19 protein-coding genes and 1 pseudogene are annotated in these 23,300 nt (G+C 73.9%); 8 read left to right on the top strand and 12 right to left on the bottom strand.

Going from position 1 to position 23,300, the window contains the following annotated elements:
• Positions 1 to 112: 112 nt before the first annotated feature.
• The 5 genes from FHX75_RS00475 (at position 113) to FHX75_RS00455 (ending at position 7,230) form a co-directional block, all read left to right on the top strand.
• Positions 113 to 1,444: a glycosyltransferase family 4 protein gene (locus FHX75_RS00475; protein WP_154936122.1), complete on the top strand. Its 1,332-nt coding sequence runs from the start codon at positions 113 to 115 to the stop codon at positions 1,442 to 1,444.
• 78 nt (positions 1,445 to 1,522) lie between these two features.
• Positions 1,523 to 3,511 (top strand): serine/threonine-protein kinase, encoded by a 1,989-nt coding sequence (locus tag FHX75_RS00470; protein ID WP_425463460.1) that lies wholly within the window; start codon positions 1,523 to 1,525, stop codon positions 3,509 to 3,511.
• Positions 3,512 to 3,599: 88 nt separating this feature from the next.
• Complete coding sequence (locus FHX75_RS30495; RefSeq protein ID WP_246157473.1) at positions 3,600 to 5,396, top strand: serine/threonine-protein kinase; 1,797 nt, start codon at positions 3,600 to 3,602, stop codon at positions 5,394 to 5,396.
• A gap of 101 nt (positions 5,397 to 5,497) precedes the next feature.
• The gene (locus tag FHX75_RS00460) at positions 5,498 to 6,307 is read left to right on the top strand and encodes a metal-dependent hydrolase (RefSeq protein ID WP_154936121.1); all 810 of its coding nucleotides are present in this window, start codon (positions 5,498 to 5,500) and stop codon (positions 6,305 to 6,307) included.
• On the top strand, positions 6,304 to 7,230 hold the full coding sequence (locus tag FHX75_RS00455) for an amidohydrolase family protein (protein ID WP_154936120.1): 927 nt from the start codon (positions 6,304 to 6,306) through the stop codon (positions 7,228 to 7,230). Before FHX75_RS00460 ends, FHX75_RS00455 begins: the two co-directional genes overlap by 4 nt.
• Before the next feature lie 212 nt (positions 7,231 to 7,442).
• Here FHX75_RS00455 and FHX75_RS00450 read toward each other — a convergent pair whose 3' ends face one another.
• Positions 7,443 to 8,036: a nucleotidyltransferase family protein gene (locus FHX75_RS00450; protein ID WP_154936119.1), complete on the bottom strand. Its 594-nt coding sequence runs from the start codon at positions 8,034 to 8,036 to the stop codon at positions 7,443 to 7,445.
• Between the two features lie 133 nt (positions 8,037 to 8,169).
• Positions 8,170 to 9,849 (bottom strand): bifunctional 3'-5' exonuclease/DNA polymerase, encoded by a 1,680-nt coding sequence (locus tag FHX75_RS00445; RefSeq protein WP_425463459.1) that lies wholly within the window; start codon positions 9,847 to 9,849, stop codon positions 8,170 to 8,172.
• 304 nt (positions 9,850 to 10,153) lie between these two features.
• Between FHX75_RS00445 and FHX75_RS00440 the strand changes: the two genes are divergently transcribed.
• Positions 10,154 to 11,881 carry an ABC transporter ATP-binding protein gene (locus FHX75_RS00440; RefSeq protein WP_211364386.1) on the top strand — a complete coding sequence of 576 codons (1,728 nt, stop codon included), beginning with the start codon at positions 10,154 to 10,156 and terminating at the stop codon, positions 11,879 to 11,881.
• Positions 11,878 to 13,608: an ABC transporter ATP-binding protein gene (locus FHX75_RS00435; RefSeq protein ID WP_154936116.1), complete on the top strand. Its 1,731-nt coding sequence runs from the start codon at positions 11,878 to 11,880 to the stop codon at positions 13,606 to 13,608. Before FHX75_RS00440 ends, FHX75_RS00435 begins: the two co-directional genes overlap by 4 nt.
• 108 nt (positions 13,609 to 13,716) lie before the next feature.
• Here the strand turns inward: FHX75_RS00435 and FHX75_RS00430 are convergent, their stop codons facing one another.
• The 5 genes and pseudogenes from FHX75_RS00430 to FHX75_RS00410 all read right to left on the bottom strand — a co-directional run.
• Entirely contained in the window at positions 13,717 to 14,673 is a 957-nt protein-coding gene (locus FHX75_RS00430) for a carbohydrate ABC transporter permease (RefSeq protein WP_154936115.1), read from the bottom strand.
• Positions 14,674 to 14,686: 13 nt separating this feature from the next.
• The gene (locus FHX75_RS00425; RefSeq protein WP_154936114.1) at positions 14,687 to 15,628 is read right to left on the bottom strand and encodes a carbohydrate ABC transporter permease; all 942 of its coding nucleotides are present in this window, start codon (positions 15,626 to 15,628) and stop codon (positions 14,687 to 14,689) included.
• 22 nt (positions 15,629 to 15,650) lie between these two features.
• A complete protein-coding gene (ngcE, locus tag FHX75_RS00420) occupies positions 15,651 to 17,063 on the bottom strand; it encodes an N-acetylglucosamine/diacetylchitobiose ABC transporter substrate-binding protein (RefSeq protein WP_154936113.1) in 1,413 nt (470 codons plus the stop codon).
• 24 nt (positions 17,064 to 17,087) lie between these two features.
• Positions 17,088 to 17,837, bottom strand: coding sequence for a sugar isomerase domain-containing protein (locus tag FHX75_RS00415; protein ID WP_154936112.1), 750 nt, complete (start codon positions 17,835 to 17,837; stop codon positions 17,088 to 17,090).
• A 176-nt stretch (positions 17,838 to 18,013) separates the two neighbouring features.
• Positions 18,014 to 18,946: pseudogene (locus tag FHX75_RS00410) on the bottom strand (MurR/RpiR family transcriptional regulator); the annotation flags it as partial.
• A gap of 200 nt (positions 18,947 to 19,146) precedes the next feature.
• Between FHX75_RS00410 and FHX75_RS00405 the strand changes: the two are divergent.
• The gene (locus FHX75_RS00405) at positions 19,147 to 20,136 is read left to right on the top strand and encodes an N-acetylglucosamine kinase (RefSeq protein WP_154936111.1); all 990 of its coding nucleotides are present in this window, start codon (positions 19,147 to 19,149) and stop codon (positions 20,134 to 20,136) included.
• Between the two features lie 93 nt (positions 20,137 to 20,229).
• Here FHX75_RS00405 and FHX75_RS00400 read toward each other — a convergent pair whose 3' ends face one another.
• The 5 genes from FHX75_RS00400 to FHX75_RS00380 form a co-directional block, all read right to left on the bottom strand.
• Positions 20,230 to 20,661: an SRPBCC family protein gene (locus tag FHX75_RS00400; RefSeq protein WP_154936110.1), complete on the bottom strand. Its 432-nt coding sequence runs from the start codon at positions 20,659 to 20,661 to the stop codon at positions 20,230 to 20,232.
• On the bottom strand, positions 20,654 to 20,974 hold the full coding sequence (locus FHX75_RS00395; protein WP_154936109.1) for an ArsR/SmtB family transcription factor: 321 nt from the start codon (positions 20,972 to 20,974) through the stop codon (positions 20,654 to 20,656). Before FHX75_RS00395 ends, FHX75_RS00400 begins: the two co-directional genes overlap by 8 nt.
• Entirely contained in the window at positions 20,967 to 21,341 is a 375-nt protein-coding gene (locus FHX75_RS00390) for a VOC family protein (protein ID WP_154936108.1), read from the bottom strand. Before FHX75_RS00390 ends, FHX75_RS00395 begins: the two co-directional genes overlap by 8 nt.
• Before the next feature lie 124 nt (positions 21,342 to 21,465).
• Positions 21,466 to 22,365, bottom strand: a complete 900-nt coding sequence (locus FHX75_RS00385; RefSeq protein WP_154936107.1) for a carbohydrate ABC transporter permease — start codon at positions 22,363 to 22,365, stop codon at positions 21,466 to 21,468.
• The gene (locus tag FHX75_RS00380; protein WP_154936106.1) at positions 22,362 to 23,270 is read right to left on the bottom strand and encodes a carbohydrate ABC transporter permease; all 909 of its coding nucleotides are present in this window, start codon (positions 23,268 to 23,270) and stop codon (positions 22,362 to 22,364) included. Before FHX75_RS00380 ends, FHX75_RS00385 begins: the two co-directional genes overlap by 4 nt.
• Between the last annotated feature and the right edge of the window lie 30 nt (positions 23,271 to 23,300).

The raw sequence follows: 23,300 nt of genomic DNA, 5'->3' as shown, positions 1-23,300 counted from the left end.
CTCCGCTGGTTATCCAGCGGTCGGCAGGATGGGCCCCGACCCAGGCGAGACGGCGGGCACCCGGTGGGTGCCTTCCGCCGCACGTACGGGGGACAACTCAAAGGGGGCCTTCATGTCACCTGACGCCGACGTGATCGACATCCACCCCGCCCGGCACCAACGGGTGCTGATCCTCTCCTGGGAATACCCGCCCGTGCTCGTCGGTGGACTCGGCCGGCACGTGCACGCGCTGTCGGTGGCCCTGGCCGCCGCCGGGCATGAGGTCACCGTCGTCACCCGGCACGCCGAAGGCGCGCCCCTCGAGGAGTACGCCGACGGCGTGCGCGTGCTGCGCGCCGCCGAGGACCCGGTGACCTTCCCGCTGGCCACCGGCTCCCTGCTGGCCTGGACGATGGCCTTCAACCACACGCTGACCCGCACCGCGCTGCGCGCCGCCGAGTCCGGCGACTACGACGTGATCCACGCCCACGACTGGCTCGTCGCGCACACCGCGATCACTCTCGCCGAGCACCTCGACCTGCCCCTGGTCACCACCATCCACGCCACCGAGGCCGGCCGGCACCAGGGCTGGCTGCCGGAGGAGATGAACCGCACCATCCACGGCGTCGAGCACTGGCTCAGCAACGCCTCCGCCCGGGTGATCGCCTGCTCGGGTTACATGCGCGACCAGGTCACCCGGCTCTTCGAGGTGCCGGCCGCACGGGTCGACGTGGTGCCCAACGGCGTCGACGACCGGGCCTGGCACGCCCGCCCCCGGGCGGTCGCCTCGGCCCGCGCCCGGTTCGCCGGGGACGGCCCCCTGGTCGGCTACGCCGGCCGGCTGGTCTACGAGAAGGGCGTCCAGCACCTGGTGCACGCGGTGCCGCACCTGCGCCGGCGACACCCGGGGCTGCGGGTGGTGATCGCCGGCGACGGGCCGTACCGGGAGGAGCTGGTGGACCAGACGCGGCGACTCGACCTGGGCGACACCGTCCGCTTCGCCGGCTTCATGGACGCCACCCAGCTCCCGGCGGTGCTGGCCGCCACCGACGCGACCGTGGTGCCGAGCCTCTACGAGCCGTTCGGCATGGTGGCCCTCGAAGCCGCGGCGGCCGGCGCGCCGCTGGCGGTGGCCAGCACCGGCGGGCTGGCCGAGATCGTCGAGCCCGGTGTCACCGGGGTGACCTTTCCGCACAGCGACCCGGACGCCCTCGCCGGCGCGGTGGACCAGCTTCTGCGGGACGAGGTCTTCGCCCGCCGGGTGGCCCGCCGCGCCCGCACCATGGTCAGCCGGCGGTACGGCTGGGCGACCATCGCGGCCCGTACCGCGGGCAGCTACACCGCCGCCCAGCGGGAGCACGGCGCCTTCCAAACGCGGCGGGCCGCCGCGCTGCTGGCCGGCGGGCGAGCGCGGATCGCCATCCCGGAGGGCAACCTGCTGGCGATGGACGGGGCAGCCTGCTGAACCGTCGAATCCCGACGACGGATAGGTCTCCCCCGATCCATTGGCTACGGTGTACGTCGGCCAACGGTGAGGAGAACCGTGCAGCAGGAAGTGATCGCCGGCCGGTACCGCTTGGTGGAACTGGTGGGCCGGGGCGGGATGGGCCGGGTCTGGCGGTCCCGGGACGAGATCCTGCACCGCGAGGTGGCGGTCAAGGAGGTCGTCCCGCCGCACTGGCTGGCCGAGGCGGAGCGCGACGAGCTGCGGCTGCGGACGCTGCGCGAGGCGCGCACCGCGGCCCGGCTCAATCACCCCAACGTCGTCCGCGTCTACGACGTGGTCCAGGTCGACGACCGCCCGTGGATCGTGATGGAGTACGTCCCCTCCCGGACGTTGCAGGCCGTCCTGGAGGACACCGGCCCGGTCGACCCGGTGCGCGCCGCCGGCATCGGGCGGGCACTGCTGGCCGCGCTGCGCGCCGCGCACACCGCCGGGGTGCTGCACCGCGACGTCAAGCCGCAGAACGTCCTGATGGCCGACGACGGGCGGGTGATGCTCACCGACTTCGGGCTGGCCACCTTCGACGGTGGCGACGGGTTGATGACCGGGCCCGGGCTGGTCCTCGGCTCGCCGCAGTTCGTCGCCCCGGAACGCGCCGCCGAGGGGGTGTCCAGCGTGGAGGCCGACCTGTGGTCCCTCGGCGCCACCCTGCACGCCGCCGTCGAGGGGCGCTCGCCGTACGCCCGCAGCACCGCGATGGCGACCCTGGCGGCGCTGGCCACCGAGCCACCCGACCCGGCGCCGCACGCCGGCCCGCTGGGACCGGCGCTGGAGGGGCTGCTGCGCCGGGACCCGCGCCGGCGGATCCGCCACGACGAGGCCGACCGGCTGATCGCGGCCGCCGCGCACCAGCCCGCCACCGAGCCGCCCACCGTGGTGCTCCCCGTCGCCCGCTCGGCGGCCATCGTGACCCCACCGCCGCCCTGGCCCGGCGTGCCGGACCGGTCCGGAGCCGGCAGCGGCGGCACGGGATCGTCCGGCGGACTGTCGTCGCCGTACGCCCCGCCGGGCCGCTCCGGCGCCGCGCGGGCCGCCGCCGATCAGGGTCCGGCCGGGTCCGGCGAAGCGGAGGGCACGGCCACCCGCGCCGCCCGGGAGGCGGCGGCCGCCGACCCGACGGCCTGGGCGACCGACGGGACCGCCACCGGCTCCGGGGAGGCGAAAGGCCCGGGCACCCGCGCCGGCCAGGCCGCCGCCGCGGCCGGTGACCGTCCGGCCGCGCGGGTCGACCTCGGCGCCGTGCTCGCGCGCGTCCTGGGCTGGCTGCGGCTCACCCCGCGCCGGGTGGCGCTGGTGGTGACGGCGCTGGGCGTGGCGGCGGCCACCGGGATCGGCACCGCCTTCGCGATCGTCGACGACGAGTCGGACGGGTCGCCGACCGACTCGTCGTCGACCAGCGGATCCACCTCCACTGCGGACGGCGGGTCGGACCGACCGTACGGCCGGGAACCGGACCGACCGCCGCCGCCGGACGGCGGCCCGCCGCGGAACCCACCGCCCTTCCCCTGCCTGCGGCCCCACCCGGTCGGCGAGCCGATCGTCGCCCGGCCCGGCACCGCCGACGGTGGCTTCCGCCCACCGGCCGGCTGGACCTGGTACGTGCAGGAGGGCTGGCGGGTCACGGTGCCGGTCGGCTGGCTGCGGTTCACCGAGAACGGGGTCGCCTGCTTCCGGGACCCGTCCAGTCGGCGCACCCTCAGCGTCGAGCCGGTCACCGCCGAGCACCCCGACCCGGTCGCCTGGCTGCGGTCGGAGGAGCGCCGGCTGGTCGACGCCGGCACGCTGCCGCACTACGCCAAGGTGCGGATCGGCGCGGCCGCCGGCCGGGGTGCGCAGTGGGAGTGTCGCTGGACGGCCCCGTTCGGCGAACGGCAGCACGCGCTGCGGCTGCTGCCCGGCGACGAGGCCGGCGGGTGGCTGCTCGGCTGGAGCACGGCGGACGAGGACTGGGCCGCGGCGACCGGACAGTTCACCGTGGTGCGGCAGAGCTTCCGCGGCCGGGTCACCGAGGTGGTATCGCCGACCTGACGGCACCTCCGGACCGGACCGCGCTGTGGATGAGAAACCGCAGGCCGCTGGATATCGTGTATCGGGGGGTAGCCGAGGGGGAGGCGTCGTGCAGCAACTGCTGGTCGCCGGGCGGTACCGGTTGCTCGAGCTGGTCGGCAGCGGCGGGATGGGCCGGGTCTGGCTGGCCCGCGACGAGATGCTGCACCGGGACGTCGCGGTCAAGGAGGTCGTCCCGCCCAACTGGCTCGACGAGGCCGAACGGGACGAGCTGCGACTGCGCACGCTGCGCGAGGCGCGCACCGCGGCCCGGCTGAACCACCCCAACGTGGTCCGGCTCTACGACGTGGTGCACGACCGGGACAGCCCGTGGATCGTGATGGAGTACGTGCCGTCCCGCTCGGTGCAGCAGATTCTCACCACCGAGGGACCGCTGGAGCCGGGGCGGGTCGCGGGGATCGGGCTGGCGGTGCTGGCCGCGCTGCGCGCCGCGCACGCTGCCGGGGTGCTGCACCGCGACGTCAAGCCGCACAACGTGCTGGTCGCCGACGACGGGCGGGTGATGCTCACCGACTTCGGGCTGGCCACCTTCGACGGTGGGGACGGCCTGATGACCGGCCCGGGCCTGGTGTTCGGCTCACCGCAGTTCGTCGCCCCGGAACGGGCCCGGGAGGGCGTCTCCGACCCGCGCACCGACCTGTGGTCGCTGGGCGCGACGTTGTACGCGGCCGTGGAGGGCCAGTCCCCGTACGCCCGGTCCACCGCGATGGCGACGCTGAGCGCGCTGGCCACCGAGCCGCCCGACCCGGTCCGCCGGGCCGGGCCGCTCCGGCCGGTGCTGGAGGGGCTGTTGCAGCGCGACCCGTGGCGTCGGCTGACCGCGGTCGAGGCCGAACGGCTGCTGCGGGCGGCGCTCGCCGCCGCCGACGTCGGGTTGCCGCTGGCGGGCCGGCGCCCCGAGGCGATCGACCCGCCGGCGTCCCACCACACCCGTCCCGCCGCTCCGGACGCCGGGACGCGGCCGGGTGGCGTCCCGGCCGCCGCGCTGCCCGCGTCGTGGGAGACCGGCCGACCGGCGGCGGGCGACGCCCCGACACCGACGAACGCCCCGACGCCGACGGACGCGCCGGCCGGGGGCGGCGGCAAGCGGGCGGCGGGCCCGCCGGCACCGGGGGACGCCGTCGTGCCGTGGGCCGCCGCCGCACCCGCCCCGGTCGTCCCGCGACGCCGGGGCGGCACGCGCCGCCGGCGGCAGGGGCTGGTCGCGGTGGCCGTGGCGAGCACGCTGCTGGTCGGCGCCGGGATCGCGGCGGCGCTGCGCGGCGGCGGCGACCGGGCGTCCCCCTCCCCAGGCGGCGGCGGGGGCGCGACCGCCGTCCGGCCCGTCGCCTTTCCCTGCGGCACGCCCGCCCCGGCGGACGCCACCCCGGTCCCCTCCGTGCCACCGCCGACCGGCGAGCCCGCGCTGGTTGCCGGGTGGACCTGGTACGAGGACGCGACCGGCTTCCGGATCGCCGCCCCGGCCCGCTGGCTGCGCTTCACCGACGGCCCGGTGACCTGCTTCCGGGAGCCGGGCGGCGGACGGGTGCTCAGCGTGGCCCCCGGTGTCGCGCCGGCGGACCCGGTCGCCCACTGGCGGGCCGAGGAGCGACGGTTGACCGGCGACGGGGCGCTGCCCGGCTACCGCCGGGTGGACATCTCCCGGCTGGACATGTTCCGGGGCGGGGCGCTGTGGGAGTGCTCCTGGCTCAACGCCGCCGGCGTGCAGGTGCACACCGCCCGGTTGATCGTGGCGGTCGCGGCGGGCCGGGCCTACACCGTCTCATGGTTGACAGAAGAGTTCGACTGGCAGGTCAACGCGACATACTTCCTGATGATCCGGCAGAGCTTCCGACCCGCCGCCTGACGCCCTCCCCTGTGGACCGTCCGGGTGATTGCCCCCTCGGCGGCGGCTCTGACACAGTGGCGTAGCTTTGTCGATCAAGAACCTGGGGAGGGCGACGCGACATGATGGGACCGTCCCACGCGCTGTCCGGCGCGGCGGTGTGGCTGACCGGCTCGTGGGCGCTGGACCAGTTCGCCGACTACCACCAGTCGCCGCTGGCGCTGGCCGTCGGCACCGCGGTCTGCGCCGGCGGGGCGCTCTTCCCCGACCTCGACCTCTCCGGCAAGGTCACCCGCAACCAGGGCGGCGCGACGGTGGCCCGCACCTTCGGGGTCTTCTCGCTCTTCATCGCCGAGGTGATGGAGAAGGTCTCGCTCGGCGTCTACTACGCCACCAAGCTGAGCCGGGACCCGCGCCGCAACAACGGCCACCGGACCCTGACCCACACCCTGCCGTTCACCGTCCTCGTCGGCTGGGGCACCACCGCGCTCTGCGCGGCGTACGGCAAGTGGGCCGTGGTGAGCATCCTGTTCTTCATGATCGGTCTGGCCCTGCGCGGGCTCTTCGACGAGTGGGCCGAGCGGGCCGGCTGGGTCATCGTCACGCTGGCCTCGGCCGCCGCCGCCTGGTTCACCTTCGCCAACCTGCCCGGCGACCGGGGCTATCCGATGATCGGCGTGGCCGTCGGGGTGGGCTGCTTCGTGCACATCCTCGGCGACATGATCACCAAGGCCGGGGTACCGATCCTCTGGCCCATCCCGATCAAACGGCGGATGTGGCTGATGGTCGGCCTGCCGAACGGCATCGCGCTACGGACCGGCAGCAAGGCCGAGGTGATCGTGCTGCGCACCGTGCTGACCGTGCTCTCCGTGCTCGCCGCGGTCGGGCTGGTGGCGCCATCGGTGCTGCACCGGTTCAATATCGAGGTGTGACCACCAGCGGGCCGGTGCCGGCCGACGACGACGACGTTCCGGCGTTCTGCCGGCACCTGGGCATTCCCGGGCTGGCCGACGTGCACGTGCACTTCCTGCCGCCCCGGCTGCTGCGCCGGGTGTGGGCGTACTTCGACGCGGCCGGGCCGCTGGTGGGCACCGAGTGGCCCATCCGGTACCGGTGGAGCGACGACGACCGGGTGGCGCACCTGCGGCGGATGGGCGTACGGGCGTTCAGCGCGCTGGCGTACCCGCACCGGCCCGGGATGGCGGCGGAGCTGAACCGGTGGACGCTGGACTTCGCCCGGGCCACGCCGGAGTGCCTGCCCTCGGCGACCTTCTACCCCGAGCCGGACGCGCCCCGGTACGTCGCCGACGCGCTGGACGGCGGCGCCCGGGTGTTCAAGGTGCACGTCCAGGTCGGCGGGTTCGCACCGACCGACCCGGCGCTGGACAAGGTGTGGGGGCTGCTCGCCGACGCGGCCGTGCCGGTGGTGGTGCACGCCGGGCACGCCCCGGTCGGCACCACGCACACCGGGCCGGCGGGCTTCGCGGCCCTGCTGGCCCGGCACCCGCGGCTGAGCGCGATCGTGGCGCACCTGGGCGCGCCCGACTACGCCGCCTTCCTCGACCTCGCCGAGCGGTACGAGCGGGTGCGGCTCGACACCACCATGGCGTTCACCCCGTTCTTCGACCGGTTCGTGCCCTTCCCCGCCGGTGAGCTGCCCCGGCTGCGCGAGCTGGGGCTGGCCGGCAAGGTGCTGCTGGGCAGCGACTTCCCGAACATCCCCTACCCGTACGCCGAGCAACTGGCCGGGTTGGCCCGGCTCGACCTCGGCGACGACTGGTTGCGCGCGGTGTGCTGGGACAGCGCCGCCGCCCTGTTCGACCTGGAGCGAACGATGGTGCCACCCGTCGTGTGATCCACTCCGGAGCGCCGAGGCGGCGCTGGTCGGGCGGGTGGACCGGCGGGGCGCGGAGGCGTCAGCGAGTGGCGACCGGCGGAGGGTCGCTGCCGGCCGCCCCGGTCCGGCGGAGCCGGGCCAGCAGTCGGGGCACCTCCCGGACGCCCCGCACGATGCCACGCCGCGCGAACCGTAGCGCCGTGGGCGGCGTGCCGGGTGTCGGGGACGGCTCAGACGCCGACGCGCTGCGGCGGGACGGTCAGGCCGTAGAGGGCCATCAGCTCGGGCGTGTCGACCCGGCTGCCGTCGGCCACCGAGTCGCAGGCGATGTCGACGATCTGGTCCTTGTGCGCCAGCAGGTACGGCCGGGCGCCGACATCGGCGCTGGCCAGGGTCGCGATGCCGGACCAGTGCCGGCGGCCGAAGAGCATCGGGTAGCCGCGCAGCCCGTCGTAGGTGGCGCAGACCAGCACGTCCGGGTACGGCAGCGCGGCCACCCGGCGTACCGCGGCGGGCGTGAGGCCCGGCATGTCCACCGGGACGACCACCACCGCCTCGACCCCCTCGTCGGTGAGCGCGGCCAGGCCGGCCCGGATGGAGGAGCCGACCCCGGTGCCCCAGGCGCGGTTGACCACCACCGTGACGCGGCTCAGGTCGGCGGTCTCCCGCACCTGGTCGGCGGCCGCGCCCAGGACCACCACGATCTGCTCGCAGCCCGCCTCGGTCATCGTGTCGATCATCTGGTTCACCAGGGGCGTGCCACCCTGGTGCAGCAGCGCCTCGGGTCCGCCGATCCGGCGTCCCCCGCCCGCTGCGATGATCATCCCTGCGATCCGGTTCAGCTGCGCCACCTCCGTCGTGAAGACGGACCGAGCAGAGCTGCCCGGCCCGTTGCGCACACCGGACCCAACGAGCGCCCCCGGCGCCGGGTAGCGGGGCAAATAGGAAAATTGTGCGCTATGCCGCGTCGGCGTAGCAGTCGACGATGGACAGATCCAGCGGGAACCGGACCGGAGTGTCCCCGAACAGCAGCGCCGAGGCCCGCTCGCCGGACCGGCCGACCGCCGCGGCGACGGCCTCGGCCTGCCCGGCCGGGCAGTGCACCATCACCTCGTCGTGCTGGAAGAACACCAGCTCGGCGGCGGTGCCGGCCAGCTCGCCGCGGAGCGTGGCGAGCAGCGTCGAGGCCCACTCGGCGGCGGTGGCCTGGATGACGAAGTTGCGGGTGAACCGCCCCCGGGACCGGGCCGCCCGGGCCCGCGGGGACTGCGGGTCGGCACCGGCGTCCGGATCGACGCCCGCGTCGTCGCCGTCGACGAACCCGGCCGTGCCGGGCGGGCAGGTGCGCCCGAGCCAGGAGCGGACCAGGCCGCCCGCCTCGCCGGTGCGGGCCGCCGCCTCCACGTAGCCGAACGCGGTCGGGTAGCTGCGCTTGAGCACCGCCAGCGCGGGGACGGCCGACCCGCCGGTCTGGCCGTACATCGCGCCGAGCAGGGCCACCTTGGCCCGGGCCCGGTCACCGGCGAAGGAGTCCTGGGCCAGGGCGGCGTAGAGGTCGCCCGCCCCGCCGGCCGCGGCGAGCCGGGCGTCGCCGGAAACCGCCGCGAGCACCCGGGGCTCCAGCTGGCCGGCGTCGGCGACCACCAACCGCCAGCCCGGATCGGCCACCACCGCCCGCCGGATCACCTTGGGGATCTGCAGCGCGCCACCACCCCGGGTGGCCCACCGGCCGGAGACGACCCCGCCGGGGACGTACTCCGGCTGGAAGCGGCCGTCCCGGACCCAGGCGTCCCGCCAGGCCCGCCCGTGCGCCGTCCAGATCCGGTAGAGCTCCTTGTATTCCAGGACCAGCGGCACCGCCGGGTGGTCGACCCCGCGCAGCACCCAGGCCCGGGTGTTGGGCAGCTCCACCCCGGCCCGGGCGAAGGCCCGCAGCAGCTCCGCCGGGGAGTCGGCGTGCACCTGGCGTACGCCGAAGGCGTCGGCGATCCGGGCGGCCAGCTCGGCGAGCCGGCGGGGCGGCCCGCCGACCGGGGACGCCTCGCCGAGCAGCTCGTCGAGGATCGCGTCGTGCACGTCGACGCGCCAGGGCAGGCCGGCGGCGCCCATCTCCACCGCGATCAGCGCACCGGCCGACTCGGCGGCGACCAGCAGCCGGAACCGGCCCGGGTGCTGCGTGGCCGCGATCCGGGCGAGCTGGTCGGCGTACACCTCGACCAGGGCCTCGATGCCCGGGCCCGGCGGCCCGGGGACGGCGTCGAAGAGCGCGCCCTGGCCGTGCCCGGGAGGCGCGGGCGGCCGGGGCGGCGGGTCGGGCGGCACGGCGGCCCCGGTGAGCCGGGCGTGCGCGGCGGCGAGCGAGCGCGGCTCGCCCCAGCGGCCGGCGTGACCGAGCAGCAGGGCCTCGGTCAGCTCGACGTCGTGGCAGCGCTCCACCCGCACCCCGGCGCGCAGCAGCGCCGGATAGAGCGCGACACCCGAGGCCCAGACCCAGCGCGGGTGCTCGGCGGCCTCCCGCGCGGCGACCGCGGCGGCGAGGTCGACGACCACGTCGGCCGCGCCGGCGGGACGGCCGTCGGCGTCGAGGGGCTGGAGGACTCCCCCGCCCCGCTCGTCCGCCACCACCGCCACCAGCACGGATGCGATTCTGCCTCGTCCCTGTGACACCGGCCGACCCGCACGGCCGGCCCCGGCGCCGGCGAGCCCGGCCTGCCGGCCGCGCCCCGGGTGCCGTCGAGCCCTGTCCGACCGGCCGCCGCTGGGCGGCCGGATCGGGTGACTGTCGCGGGCCGGGCAGCCGACAAACGGGTCGGTGGATCTTCGCACCGGTCGGTAGCGTGGGCGGGTGCCCCCGCAGATCCCCCATGCCCAGCCCGGCACTCCGGACACCAGGGGGCCGTTGCGCTACATGTGGTGGCTGGTCCGCTGCCAGCCCTGGCGGGTGCTGCGCGGCAGCCTGCTCGGCACGGCCTGGATGGTCGGGCTGTCGGTGCGGCCCTGGCTGATCGCCCGCGCCGTCGACGACGGGTTGCGCGCCCACGACAACCGCGCCCTGTGGCTCTGGGTCGCGGCGATCGTCGTCGCGGGGGTGGGCCTGTCCTACCTGGGCATCATGCGGCACCGCACGATGACCTTCATCCGGGAGGACGCCAAGGCCCGCTCGGCCGCCGTCGTGCTGCGGCAGCTGTCCCGGATCGGCGCGGTGCTGCCGCGCCGGGCCGCCGCCGGCGAGGTGGCCACCGTCGGCGGCTCCGACATCGACTGGACGGCGCAGGTGCTGACGCTGACCGGCCCGGGGGTCGGCGCGGTGATCGCCTACGGGGTCATCGCCGTGGTGCTCTGGTCGATCTCCCCCTTCCTCGCCCTCTGCGTGCTGGTGGGCGTGCCGGCGGTCGGGCTGGTGGTCGGGCCGCTGCTGCGTCGCCTCGACCGCGCCGAGTCGGTCTACCGGCAGCAGCAGGGCGCCCTCACCGCCCGCTCCGGCGACATCGTCGCCGGGCTGCGCGTCCTCGCCGGGGTCGGCGGCCGGGACCTGTTCGCCCGCCGCTACGCCGCCCGGTCCCGGGACCTGCTCGCCGAGGGCTACCGGGTCGGCGCCGTCAACAGCTGGATCGACGCGGCCACGGTCGCCATCCCCGGGCTGTTCCTCGCGGCGGTGGTGTGGCTGGCGGCCCGGATGGCGGTCACCGGCGAGATCAGCATCGGCGAACTGGTCGCCGTCTACGGATACGTGGCGACCCTCGTCGTGCCGGTCTGGTTCCTGCTGGAGGGCAGCCACGAACTGATCCGCGGCCGGGTCGCCGCCCGCCGGATCGTCGCCCTGCTCGACCTGGTCCCCGACGACGTCGGCGGTCCCCGGACCGCGCCCGGTGAGCCGGGTCGGGTGCCGGCGGCCCGCCGGTCGGCGGCGCTGCCCGCGCCCGGTGGTCCCGCCGACCTGCACGATCCGGTGACCGGGCTGACCGTGCGCGCCGGGCGGCTGACCGGGGTCGCCGCGGACGACCCGGCCGAGGCGCTGGCGCTCGCCGACCGGCTCGGCCGGTACGTCGCCTCCGACGTCACCTGGGGTGGCGTGCCGCTGACCGGGATCGCGCTGGACGAGGTCCGGGCCCGGATCCTGGTCGCCGACCACGACTCGTACCTGTTCGCCGGGGCGCTGCGCGACGTCCTGCGCCCCCGACCGGGCGGGGACGACCGGGGCGGGCCGGGGACCGACGACGAGCGGCTGGTGGCGGCGCTGCGCGCCGCGTCCGCCGAGGACGTCGCCGAGGCGCTGCCGGACGGGCTCGACACCCCGCTCGACGCCCGGGCCCGTACGCTCTCCGGCGGTCAGCGTCAGCGGGTGCGCCTGGCCCGGGCGCTGCTGGCCGAGCCGGAGGTGCTCATCCTCGTCGACCCGACCTCCGCCGTGGACGCGCACACCGAGGCGCGGATCGCCGAGCGGCTGCGGGCCGCGCGGGCCGGCCGGACCACCCTCGTGCTGGCCACGTCGCCGCTACTGCTCGGCCGGGCCGACACGGTCGCCCACCTGCAGGGCGGCCGGATCGTCGGCACCGGCGGCCACGCCGACCTGCTCGACCGGGATCCCGGCTACCGGCGGCTGGTGGCCCGGGACAGCGCCGACCCGGACGTCGACCGGCCCACCGACGCCGAGGGGGCCCTCCGGTGAGCCGACTGCCGGTGGCTGACCGCGGCGCCGTACACCGGGCGCTGCGCGACCTGCTCGGCCGGCACCGGCGCGCCGTCCTGGGCGTGCTGGCGCTGCACAGCGCCGCCGCGGTCGCCGGGCTCGCCCCGCCGTGGCTGCTGGGCCGCATCGTCGACCGGGTCACCGGGGGTGCCGGGGTGGCCACCGTCGACCGGCTGGCGCTGGCGATCGGCGGAGCGGTCCTGGTGCAGGCGGTGCTCTCCCGGTACGCCCAGTACGCGGGCCACCGGTTCGGGGAGCGGGCCGTGGCGGAGCTGCGCGAGGACTTCGTCCACCGCACGCTCGAGCTGCCCGTCTCCGTCGTCGAGCGGGCCGGCTCCGGGGAACTGGCCACCCGCAGCTCGGTCGACGTGTCCACCGTCGGCACCACCGTCCGCGACGTGGTGCCCACCATGGTGATCGCCTCGGTGCAGCTGGCGCTGCTGTTCGGGGCGGTCTTCCTGCTGCACCCGCTGCTCGGCCTGGCGGCGCTGGCCGGGCTGCCGTCGATCGGCGCGGCGACCCGCTGGTACCTGCGGCGGGCAAGCCCCGCGTACCTGGCCGAGGGTGCGGCCGCCGCGGCGCTGACCGAGACGCTGACCAGCACCGCCGAGGGCGCCCGCACCGTCGAGGCGTTCCGGCTCGCCGACGAGCGGATCGCCCGCGGCACCACGCGGATCGCCCGGCTGTGGGCCGCGCGGCGGGCGACGCTCGGGCTGCGGACGGTCTTCTTCAGCGTGGTGGAGGCCAGCTATCCGCTGCCGGTCGCCGCGGCGCTGCTCGTCGGCGGGTACCTGCTCGCCCGGGGGGACGTCTCGCTGGGCGCGGTGGTCGCCGCCGCGCTCTACCTGCAACAGGCCATCGAACCGCTGGACCGGCTCCTGCTCTGGACGGAGCAGGCGCAGCGCGGCTTCGCCTCGTTCGCCCGGGTGCTCGGTGTCGGCCTGGTGCCGCCGGAGGCGCCCAGCACCGCGCGCACCCCCCGCGACGAGCGACTCGTCGTACGCGGGGCCCGCTTCTCCTACGGCGCCGGCCACGACGTGCTGCACGGCATCGACCTGGAGGTCCGGCCCGGCGAGCGGCTGGCCGTCGTCGGCCCGTCGGGAGCCGGGAAGTCCACCCTGGCCCGGCTGCTGGCCGGGATCGACGCGCCCCGGCAGGGCGTGGTCAGCATCGGCGGCTGCCCGGTCACCGACCTCGACCCGGCCGAGCGCCGCCGCCGGATCGCCCTGGTGACCCAGGAACACCACGTCTTCATCGGCTCGGTACGCGACAACCTGGCCTTCGCCGCGCCGGACGCCACCGACGAGCAGATGCGCTCCGCGCTGCGCACCGTCGGCGCCGACTGGTACGCCGGGCTCCCCGACGGCCTGGACACCCCGCTCGGCGACGGGGCCCGGCAACTCGGCGCGGCCGAGGCCCAGCAGCTCGCCCTCGCGCGGCTGGTGCTCGCCGACCCGCACACGCTGATCCTCGACGAGGCGACCGCCGCCCTCGACCCGACCACCGCCCGGCGTACCGAGCGGGCCCTCGCGGCCGTGCTCACCGGGCGCACCGTCATCGCAATCGCGCACCGGCTCAACACCGCGCACGACGCCGACCGGGTCGCCGTGCTGTCCGACGGTCGGATCACCGAGATCGGCAGCCACCACGACCTGGTCCGCGCCGACGGCGCCTACGCCGCCCTCTGGCGCTCCTGGCACCCCTGACCGCTCACCCCCGGCACCAGCCCCCCCCCTTCACGGAAAGAGTGGCTATCCGCGGCGGGACAGCCACTCTTTCCGGGAAAGTGCGTCGAGACCGGAGGCGGGGCGGGGTTACTTGCTGACGCCGGCGGTGAGGCCGGACTGGACCTGGCGCTGGAAGACGATGTAGACGATGAGCACCGGCAGCATCGCCATGGTGACGCCGGCGAACAGCCCCGACCAGTCGGACTTGTAGCCCTGGTTGACCGAGAGCTCGATCAGCCCCTGGGCGATCACCTGGTGCTTCGGCTCGCCGGCGACCGACTGCATGAGCAGGGTCGGCAGGTACCACTGGTTCCACTGGCCCAGCACGTTGAAGATGCCGATGCTGATCAGGCCCGGCTTGGCCATCGGCAGCATGACGCTGAAGAAGGTCCGGGTGTGCGAGGCCCCGTCGACCTGGGCCGCCTCGGCGATCGAGTCGGGCAGCGTCCGGAAGAACGAATGCATGAAGAAGACGGTGAACGACATCGACCAGGCCACATAGACCAGGATCAGCGTGAGGTGCTTGTTCGGGCCGAGCAGCGGAAACACCACGTTCATGTTGTAGACGCCCTTGAACAGTGGCACCGCGGCGAGGTAGATCGGCAGAGTCAGCCCCGACAGGAACATCCAGTAGATCAGCCGGTTGCCCCGGAACTCGTAACGGGCCAGCGCGTACGCCGCCATCGAGCCCAGCAGCATCGTCAGGGTCACGCTGAAGACGAGCACGAGCAGCGTGTTCAGGAAGAAGCTGTCGATCCCGGCCGTCCAGGCCCGGGCGAAGTTGTCCCACTGCAGCGACTCGGGGATCAGCGACAGCGGCTCGCGGATCACCTCCGAGTCGGTCTTGAGTGCGGACATCACCACCCAGAACAGCGGGTAGATCACCATGATCGCCCACACCGCGAGAAACAGGTGCGAGAAGCCGTTGAAGATCCGGCCGCCGATGCTGCCAGCGGCGGCTTCGGCCCGTCGGCTCGCGGCCGGACCGGCCGGCGGCACCGCATCGGGTCGCCGCTGGCCGGAGGAATGGGTCACCGTGCTCATCGTCCAGGCCTCCTCAGTACTCGATCCGGTCACGACGGGTAATCCTCAACTGGAGGGCGGCCAGCAGGATGGTGAAGATGGCCAGCGCCACGGCGATCGCGCAGGCGTAGCCGAACTGGCCCTTCTGGAACGCGTTGAACTGGATCACCGAGGCGAAGATCTCGCTGGCGTGGTTCGGGCCGCCCTGGCTCGGCGTCATGACGAAGACCAGGGCGTACATGTCCAGGGCGATGAAGCCCAGGTAGACCCAGGCGACCGAGATGGTGTCCCGGAGCAGCGGCAGGGTGACCCGGAAGAAGGTGTGGAACCGGCCGGCCCCGTCGAGGATGGCGGCCTCGTAGATGTCCTTCGGGATCGACTGCATGGCCGCCGAGAAGAGCACCATGTAGAAGCCGGCGCCACTCCACACCGCGATCAGCAGCAGCCACCACAGCACCGCCGGGATGCCGAGGAAGGGCTCCGGGTCGGCGGTGAAGGCGATCGGGTTCTGCGGGTCGACCAGGCCGACCTTGATCAGCAGGCCGTTGATCAGGCCCTGCTGGTCGGTCCGGTAGATCTGCTGCCACATGACGGCGATGACCACCAGCGACAGCACCTGCGGGAAGAAGAAGATGACCTTGTAGAGGCTCGACCCGAACACCCCGCGGATGCCGGCCCTGTCCTCGCGTCCGCCCACGTTGAGCAGGAACGCGAGGAACAGGGCCAGCGCGATGGTGAACAGCGGCACGGTGACCAGGAAGAAGACGTTGTGCCAGAACGCCTTCCTGATCAGCTCGTCGGAGAACAGCCGGACGTAGTTGTCCAGCCCGACGAAGCGCTGGGAATCCGAGTACCCTCCCCAGTCGGTCAGCGAGTATCCCGCCGCCTGCGCGAACGGCCACACCACGTAGAACAGGTACAGCGCGACGGGCAGGGCCAGGAAGCCCGTGACGAAACGCGCGACTCCGTGCCGCATTGGACTCACTCTCTCCGTCGGATCAGGCGGTGCGGGTCTGCTTCTTGATCGACGAGTCCTTGGCGACCTTGTCGGCGGCCGCCTGCATCTTGTCGACGAACTGCTGGGCGGTGAGCCGGCCGGCCATCAGCTCCTCGGAGAGGTTCTGGCTCTCCTTGTCCAGGTCGGCGTAGAAGTCCGGGAACTTGAACGAGATGAGGTCCGAGCTGCCGTTCTTCATCAGGGTGTTCGCGCTGGAGAGCGCGGAGTCCTGCACGTTGTCGCCGGAGCCCTTGGTGGAGGCCAGCGACTTGGTCAGCTCGGCGAACTTCGCCGAACCGGCCTTGGACAGGATCGCCCGCAGGAACTCCTTGGCGGCCTCCTTGTTGGGGGCCTTGCTCGGGACCACGAAGCCCTCACCGGAGGAGGCGAACACGTCCTTCGCCGCCTTGTCGTCGGCGTTGGTCCAGTAGTCGGAGAGCGTCATCTCGAAGCCCGGCGGGATGGTGGCGGCCATCTCGTTCTTCAGCCAGGTGCCGACCTGGATGAACGCCGCCTTGCCGTCGAGGAAGGCCTGCTGCGACTGGGTGTGGTCGAGCTTGCCCGGCAGGAGCAGCCTGTCCTTGACCAGCTTCTCCCACGGCTCGAGCGCCTTGAGGATGCCGTCGGCCTTCCAGGCGCCGTCCTTCAGGTTGTCGATGTCGACGATGACCTGCTTGCCGGCGGACTTCCAGATGCTGGCCATCAGGGCCCAGCGCGGGTAGTAGCCGTGCACGGCGTCGTGGACGTACGGCGCCATGCCCTTGGCCTTGATCTTCGGCGCCAGGGCGAAGAAGTCGTCCCAGGTCTTCGGCGCCTCCCAGCCCTCCTGCTTGAACTTGGCCGCGTTGTACCAGTTGCCCCAGACGGTGAAGGCGATGTTCACCACGTAGAACTTGCCGTTCTGCGTGCCGTCGGAGACGGTGCCGGGCAGCAGCGAGTCGGCCACGGTGCCCTCGCCGTCCCAGGCGGGCGCGGTGAGCAGGTCGTCGAGCGGCTCGATGGCGCCCTCGTTGATCAGCGTGGCGCGGTCCATGCTGTCGGCGCCCGAGTTCATGACGAGGTCGCTGGGCTGCGTCGCCATCTTCGGCTGCTCTTCGGTCTTGATCTTCTGGGTGGAAGACATGTTGACCGTGATGTTCGGGTGCTTGGCGTTGAAGATGGTCTTGTCTTCCTTGGCCCACTGGTCGCCCAGGCCACCGTTGAAGACGACCACCTTGACGGCGCTGCCGTCCTTCACGCCGAACGGGTTGTCCTTGCTCTTCGCCGTGCCGCCGTTGTCGGACTTCTCCGGCTCGCTGCCGGCGCAGGCGCTGAGCAGGCCGGCGGCCGGGGTGACCAGAAGGCCCGCCGCGGCGGCCCGCCGCAGCAGGGTCCGGCGGTTGAGGTCGCCGGGGTTCTCGGGGGTAATCGACATCGTCGTCTCTCCTTGTGTGTCGGGTCAGGCGGTTCGCCGGAGACGCCCGGCGTACCGCGACTCGAGGGCGAGGTTGTGCTCGTCCCCACCGGGGACGTTGGCGGAGAGGTAGATAGGGGGTACCTCTCCGGCCTGGTGGAACCGTCGTACGACCTCCGCGGTCAGCAGCTGCGCCAGCAGCGCGGTGGTGACCGAGGAGACCGCACAGACCGCGCCGCCGCCCTCGAGCGGCAGCAGTGCGTCGCCGTACGGCGCGCCGTTGTCCAGCACGACGTCGGCGAGATCGGCGAGCCGGTGGCCGGACGGGTGGCGCGGGGCCACCCGTGCGGTGTGGGCGACCGAGGTGACCGCGATCAGGGGGTGGCCGCCCGACTTGACCAGCAGCGCCAGCTCGACGACCGAGCCGTTGATGCCGGACTGGGAGGCGACCACGAAGACATCGGCCGGGTGCGGGTCGGCGAGGGCGTACAGCTGGTGGGCGACGGCGGGGTCGCGCTCCAGCTTCGGGTCGGCGAGCAGGTCGCGGGGCGCGTCGCCGTGCAGCACCAGGTCGTGCAGGGAGAGCCGGTTGGTGGGGACCAGCCCGCCGGCCCGGGCGACGAGTTCGGCGGCGAACGCCTCGGAGTGCCCGGCGCCGAAGGCCTGGAGCACCCCGCCGGCCCGCAGGCTGGCCACGATCAGGTCGGCGGCCTGTCCGATCGCCTCGGTCTGCGAGTCGACCACCCGGTCGAGCACCGGGCGGACGGCCTCGGCGTACCCCTGTGCACTGATCATGAGGCGGCCCCCTCAGAGGCTGTCGGGAAACTCCGCGTCGGCTGCGGCGGGACCAGCCGACGACCGGCCGCGTTGGAGATCGGTCCGGATACAACACCGGTATCCGGACCCATCTCCGCCTTGCCGGATCGCCGGCTGGACTCCGCCTCGCTCGCCCCGGGGTTTCCCGACAGCCTCTTGGCGGCCTTGTGCCCGTCGACGGCCTGGGCGGTACGCCGGAAGGCCGCGTGGGCGCGGTCGTGGGTGCGCTGCGCCACGGCGATGTAGAGCAGGTCGAGCACGACGAGCTGCGGGTGCCGGGCGGAGAGCGCGTCCGGGCGGAAGGTGGTGGCCTGGCTGGCGGTGACCAGCACGATGTCGGCCAGCTCGGCCAGCGGCGAGCGCGGGAAGCCGGTCAGCGCCACGGTGGTCGCGCCCCGACTGCCGGCCTCGGCGAGCATCTCGATGGTCTCCCGGGTCTGCCCGGTGTGCGAGATGCCGAGCGCGACGTCGCCGACGCCGAGCAGCGCCGCGCTGGCCAGCCCCTCGTGCACGTCGCTCCAGGCCCAGGCGGCCACGCCGATGCGGTGCAGGCTGAACTGCATCTCCTCGCCGACCAGGGCGCTGCCGCTGGCGCCGAAGATGTTCACCCGGGACGCGCCGGCGATGGCCACCGCGGCCCGTTCCACCTCGGCGAGGTCGAGCAGCGTGGCGGTGTCGTGCATGGCGCGGGTGTCGGCGGCCATGATCTGGTCGAGCACCCGTTCCAGGGGGTCGCTGGGCTGGATCTCGCGTCCGATGTCGACGGTCCACCCGGCCGACCGGGCCCGCCCGGTCTCGGAGGCGATGCCGAGCCGCAGGTCGGCGTAGCCGTCGAAGCCCATGGCGCGGCAGAACCGGGTGATGGTGGCCGGCGAGGTGCCGCTGCGCTCGGCCAGCTCGACGATGGTGGCCCGGGCGGCCGCCTCCGGGTCGCTGAGCACGTGCTCGGCGACCCGGCGCAACGCCCCCGTCAGCTCTCCGGCGCCGGCCCGGACTCTGGCCAGCACCCCGTCGGCGCCCCACCGGTCGACCGTGTCGGCGTCGACCACCGCGGTCCCCGCGGAAGTGTCCACCTCATGATCCACCATCGGAGCGCCTTTCGGAAAGGAGTGTTAACTGTTAGTGGTAAAAGTTCTTACTGAAGGCCCCTCCGTGTCAAGAGCGTGGGCGAAGTTTTCAAACTGTTACCTGGCGCACACCGGCCGCGTCGACCGCCGATCTTGCCTTGCGGGCCCGGGTCGGACCAGCATGAACCCACCCGTACCGCCGCACCGGGAGGCCCGTGAGCATGTCCGACACCGTCGTGGTCGGTCTCGACGTCGGAGGTACGTCCACCCGCGCGACCGCGCTGACCCTGGCCGGCGAACGCCTGGGCACCGGCCGGGGCGGCGGCGGCAACCCGACCAGCCACGGCGCCGACCGCGCCGCAGCCGAACTGCTGACCGCGCTGCGCGGCGCGCTCGCCGGGGTCGACCCGACCCGGGTACGCGCCGGCACGATCGGCCTCGCCGGCGCCGCCCGCCTGCTGGCCGACCCGGCGGGGCGGGCCGCCTTCGACCGGGCCTGGGCCGAGGCCGGCCTGCACTGCCCGTACGCGGTGCACGGCGACGCCCTCGTCGCGTACGCCTCGGGCACCGCCGCCCCGGACGGCACCGTGCTGATCGCCGGCACCGGCGCGATCGCCGCCCAGGTACGCGACCTGCGACTGGACCGGGTCGCCGACGGTCACGGCTGGCTGCTGGGCGACGCCGGCTCCGGCTTCTGGCTGGGCCGCGAGGCGGTCCGCCGGCTGCTGGCGACCCTGGACAGCGCCGGGACGCCCGGCCCGCTGGGCCGCCGGCTGCTCACCGAACTGCTCGGCACCGCCGAGGTGGCGGCCCGCCCCCGGGACACCGTCGACGCGCTCATCCAGGCGGTGACCCGGCGGCCCCCGGTCGAGCTGGCCCGGCTCGCGCCGCTGGTGGTGGCCGCCGCCGTCGAGGGCGAGCCGGAGGCGGTCGCGCTGATCGAACGGGCCGCCGCGCACCTGGTCGACAGCGCCGGGCGGATCCGGCCGGACGGCGCGGTCACGCCGATCGTGCTCGGCGGTGGGCTGCTCACCGGGGACACCCCGCTGGCGGCGGCGGTCCGCGCCGAGGCGCACCGGCACTGGCCGGACGCCCCGGTGTGCCGGGCCGGCGACGGGGCGGCCGGAGCGGCCTGGCTCGCCGCCCGGGAGCTGCCCGAGGTGACCGATCCCGTCGCCCTGCACGCCCTGCTGGTCCCCGCCACCGACTGACCCCGCCCACTCGGATCGACGCGGGCCGGGCCCGCCCGACCGGGCCGGCCACCGAGGGCGGTCCCCCACCCCGCGCGGCCGGAACGACGCCCGTCAGGCGGCGGCCAGGATCTCCTCCAGCCGGCGCCAGACGTGCGAGCGCCAGCCGCCGCCGAGCAGGGTGGCCGTGCGCTGCTGGACCGGGTCGTCGGGATCGAAACCGCTGTGCTCCAGGAAGAGCCGGGTGCCCCGCCCCTCCGGGGCGAGGGTCCAGCTCACCTCGGTGTCGAGCGACCCGCCGCGCCAGGCCCAGCGCAGCCGGCGCGGCGGGTCCACCTCCAGCACCTCGCAGTGCACCACGCCGTCGAAGCCCTGGGCCGGCCGCGGCTCGGTACGGAAGGTGAACCGGTGCCCGACGACCGGCACGACGTCGTTCGGCATCAGCCAGCGGGCGAGCAGGTCGGGCTCGGTCAGCACCCGCCACACCTTCGCCGGCGGGTGCGGCAGGAACTGGTCGACCCGGATCGTCGTGGTGGGCTCAGTCATCGGGCATCCCGTCGAGGACGTCCCGCAGCTCGGCCAGCTTCGCCCGCCAGAACCGCTCGTACGGGGTGAGCCAGTCGGCCACCTCGCGCAGCGGCTCCGGGCGCAGCGCGTAGAGCCGCTGCCGGCCGACGGGGCGTTCGGTCACCAGGCCGGCGTCCTTGAGCACCCGCAGGTGCTCCGACAGGCTGGGCCGGCGCATGTCGAAGTGGGTGGCGAGCCGCTGCACCGGCTGCTCGCCGCGCTCGCGCAGCAGCCGGAGCACCTCGCGGCGGGTGGGGTTGGCCAGCGCCGCGAAGACGTCGGCCTCAGACACGGGTGGACTGGAGCACGATGCCGTTGCCGTCCGGGTCGTCGAAGGTGACGTAGCGCCCCCACGGGGCGACCTGGATGCCGTCCTCGGCGAAGACGACGCCCCGGTCGCGCAGGGCGGCCACGTCGCCGTCGAGGTCGTCGGTCTCCAGCACCAGGCCCTTGAGCGAGCCGGGCGGCATGGTCGGGAACCAGGTGACCAGGGTCAGCGCGGTGGCGGCGCCCTTCGGGGCCACCTGCACCCAGCGCCCACCGGGGCCCATCGGGTTGTCCCGCACCAGGTCGAAGCCGAGGACGTCGACGTAGAAGTCACGGGCCCGGTCCTGGTCGCTGACGGGCACGGAGAGCAGCTGCACATGGGTCACGGTCATGCGCCCACCATAGGTAGGACTTTTCCTACCGGTCAAGCCGGGGGTGAGGAGTGGGCGGCGGCCACCGCGCCGCGCGCCCCCCGCCGAGGGTCGCCCGTTCAGCATGATCGGGATCGGACAGGCGTCACTTGAGCTGACCGGCGGTCAGACCGGACTGGACCTGCCGCTGGAAGGCCACGTAGACGGCGAGCACGGGCAGCACCGCGATGGTGAGGCCGGCGAAGAGCCGGGCGTAGTCGCCGGCGTAACCCTGGCTGACCGAGAGGGCGAAGAGCCCCTGGGCGAGCACCCACTTCGACTCGTCGCCCTGCATCAGCACCTGCGGCAGCAGGAACTGGTTCCAGTGGCTGAGGAAGTTGAAGATCGCCACGCTGATCAGTCCCGGACGGGCCATCGGCAGCATCACCCGGAAGAAGAGCCGGAAGTGGCCGCAGCCGTCGACCAGCGCCGCCTCCGCCACCGAGGTCGGCAGGGTGCGGAAGAACGCGGTCAGGAAGAAGACCGTGAATGGCAGCGAGTACGCCGCGTACACCAGGATCAGGCCGGTCCAGGTGCCGAAGAGCCCGGCGTTGCGGACCACGAAGAAGAGCGGCACCAGGGCGAGGAAGACCGGGAACATCAGGCCGCCGACGAACAGGTAGTAGACGAACTGCCGGCCCCGGAACTCGTAGCGGGCGAAGACGTACGCGGCGGTGGCGCCCATCAGCATGGTCAGGCTGACCGAGCCGGCCACCACCACCAGGCTGTTGAGGAAGTACCGGCCGATGTGCGCGCCGGTCCAGGCCCGGGCCCAGTTGTCGAAGTGCAGCGTCTCGGGCAGCCCCCACGGGTCGGCGAGGATCTCGCCGTTGCTCTTGAACGAGCTGACGAACATCCACAGCAGCGGCAGGACCGTCAGCGCGGTCCAGACCAGCAGGAAGCCGTGCGAGAAGACGTTGGCGACGCCGAGTTCGCGGCGGACCGGGCGGTCGGCCGAGCGCGCGGTCGTCGCGGCGACCGGGGCGGCCTCGTCCAGGGTGGTCACGAGTACTCGATTCGGTCACGTCGGCCGGCGCGCAGGGACAGCACCGCCACCGACAGGGTCAGGAAGAACATCACCACGCCGATCGCCGAGGCGTAGCCGAACTTGGTCTCGCTGCCGAACGCGGTGTCGTACATCCGCACGCCGATCACGTCGGTGGAGAAGTTGGGGCCGCCGTTGGTCATCAGCTGCACCAGGATGAACCCGTCGAGGGCGAAGATGGCCAGGTAGACCCAGGCGACCTGGACGGTGTCCCAGAGCAGCGGCAGGGTGACCCGACGCAGGGTGGTCAGCCGGGACGCCCCGTCGAGCATCACCGCCTCGTAGATCTCCTTCGGCACGGCCGACATCGCGGCGCCGAAGAGCACCACGTAGAAGCCGACGTTGCTCCAGACCATCACGGCCAGCACGCACCAGAAGGCGGTCCGCGGGTCGCCGAGCCAGGTGGGCGAGCCGAGCCCCACCGCGTGCAGCGCGCTGGTGAGCAGGCCCTTGTTGGGGTGGTAGACCTCCTTCCAGAGCAGCGCGATGATCACCACCGAGAGCACCTGGGGGAAGAAGTAGACGGTGCGGTAGAGCGCGCTGCCGCGTACCCCGGTCACCCCGGCCCGGCCCTTGCGCCCGCCCATGTTGAGCATGGTGGCGAAGAAGAGCCCGAGGACGATCGTCAGCACCGGCACCAGGGCCAGCAGGATCGCGTTGTTCTTCAGCGCGTTCCAGACGTAGTCGTCGTGCCAGAGCGCGCGGAAGTTGGCCAGCCCGACGGAGTTGGCGTCGGCGGAGTAGCCGAGCCAGTCGGTGGTGGAGATCTGGAACGCCTGCAGGTACGGCGATACGACGAAGACGACGTAGAGCAGCACCGGCGGCACCAGGAAGGTGACGATCAGCGGGTACTTGCCATGTTTCACGGTGGGCCCCAACTCCCGGCGGTCGGCCGG

It is taken from the genome of Micromonospora palomenae (assembly GCF_007829925.1).
GTDB lineage: Bacteria > Actinomycetota > Actinomycetes > Mycobacteriales > Micromonosporaceae > Micromonospora > Micromonospora purpureochromogenes.
This window is presented reverse-complemented; position numbering and strand designations above follow the sequence as displayed.

Excerpts from the sequence above, each read along its gene's own strand:
- FHX75_RS00475 (WP_154936122.1), top strand. The coding sequence starts at position 113 with ATGTCACCTGACGCCGACGTGATCGACATCCACCCCGCCCGGCACCAA.
- FHX75_RS00460 (WP_154936121.1), top strand. The coding sequence starts at position 5,498 with ATGATGGGACCGTCCCACGCGCTGTCCGGCGCGGCGGTGTGGCTGACC.
- FHX75_RS00450 (WP_154936119.1), bottom strand. The coding sequence starts at position 8,036 with ATGATCATCGCAGCGGGCGGGGGACGCCGGATCGGCGGACCCGAGGCG.
- FHX75_RS00430 (WP_154936115.1), bottom strand. The coding sequence starts at position 14,673 with ATGAGCACGGTGACCCATTCCTCCGGCCAGCGGCGACCCGATGCGGTG.
- FHX75_RS00425 (WP_154936114.1), bottom strand. The coding sequence starts at position 15,628 with ATGCGGCACGGAGTCGCGCGTTTCGTCACGGGCTTCCTGGCCCTGCCC.
- ngcE (WP_154936113.1), bottom strand. The coding sequence starts at position 17,063 with ATGTCGATTACCCCCGAGAACCCCGGCGACCTCAACCGCCGGACCCTG.
- FHX75_RS00415 (WP_154936112.1), bottom strand. The coding sequence starts at position 17,837 with ATGATCAGTGCACAGGGGTACGCCGAGGCCGTCCGCCCGGTGCTCGAC.
- FHX75_RS00405 (WP_154936111.1), top strand. The coding sequence starts at position 19,147 with ATGTCCGACACCGTCGTGGTCGGTCTCGACGTCGGAGGTACGTCCACC.
- FHX75_RS00400 (WP_154936110.1), bottom strand. The coding sequence starts at position 20,661 with ATGACTGAGCCCACCACGACGATCCGGGTCGACCAGTTCCTGCCGCAC.
- FHX75_RS00390 (WP_154936108.1), bottom strand. The coding sequence starts at position 21,341 with ATGACCGTGACCCATGTGCAGCTGCTCTCCGTGCCCGTCAGCGACCAG.